Genomic DNA, 984 nt, shown 5'->3' with positions numbered 1-984 from the left:
CTTCTTTTGTTGTAAATCTTTCTTTAAACGTCTGTCTATCAATGTTTTTTAGTATCCTCATCGTTCCTGAATTTGAATACAATTTACAAAATAATATACTCATATACAACTATTTGTGAACTAAATGGGTAACCCTATTGTATTTATCTATCCCAGAAAAAATTGGAATTATAATCTACCATTTGGTTTTCTTTGATGAGTTTTTCAAATTCTTGTTTAAAACAGGTTTCCTTATGGTGTTCTTTTTGGTTTTCGATATAGCTTATCACTATTTCTACTTTGTTATATTGTATAGAAAAAGCTCCATATCCTATTTGCCAAGTAAATTTAATGATTCCATGTTCTTTCATCCATTTGGATGTTGATTTTTTTACTTCTTCCATGACTTTAGCAAGTGCGTGGTTTTTAGATAGCTTAAAGAGTATGTGGATATGGTCGGGTACTGAGTTTTTTTTTATAGCTGGACTATTCATGTTTTTGAAAATACCAGCCATATAGGAGTGAAGTTTTTCTTCTATTTCTGGCTTAATGGTATTTACTCGGCCTGTGGTGCCGAATATTGCATGAACGTAGATTTGAGCTAGTTATTGCCTCCTGATACTTTGTTTTAGTGGATTTTATTGTACGAGCCATACAGGCTCGGGGTTATGTTTTGTTTGGAGCCCTTTGGCTCTACTTGGGACGGTGCCCCAAGTTTTAGCTTTTGAGCCCTTCAGACTTTGTATGGAAATGCAGATTGCTGCGTTTGTTGTTAGGCCTTCTAGGCTTTGTTTTGCTTCGGATGGAGGGCATGAAGAATGCCCTCAACATCATAGTTGGGAGAGTGTCCCAAGTTGAGGTTTTTGAGCCCTTCAGGCCATTAGCGTTAACTTAAGCTGTCTATTTTTTTAAGTTACAGATATACATATGATTACAAGACTATTTCTTTCTGACTTCTTTGTTTTTTACTCTTTTTAATACAAAGGTGTTTTTATCTTCAAGCAC

Annotated in this window: 1 protein-coding gene; it reads right to left on the bottom strand. The window is 34.8% G+C overall.

Going from position 1 to position 984, the window contains the following annotated elements:
- Window positions 1-143: 143 nt before the first annotated feature.
- Window positions 144-575 (bottom strand): transposase, encoded by a 432-nt coding sequence (locus tag HNS40_RS22435; protein WP_371742973.1) that lies wholly within the window; start codon window positions 573-575, stop codon window positions 144-146.
- Window positions 576-984: the final 409 nt, after the last annotated feature.

Origin of the sequence: Lentimicrobium sp. S6, assembly GCF_013166635.1 — a bacterium.
Lineage (GTDB): Bacteria > Bacteroidota > Bacteroidia > Bacteroidales > UBA12170 > UBA12170.
Note: the sequence above shows the minus strand (reverse complement) of the source record. Positions and strands in the feature narration are given on the sequence as shown.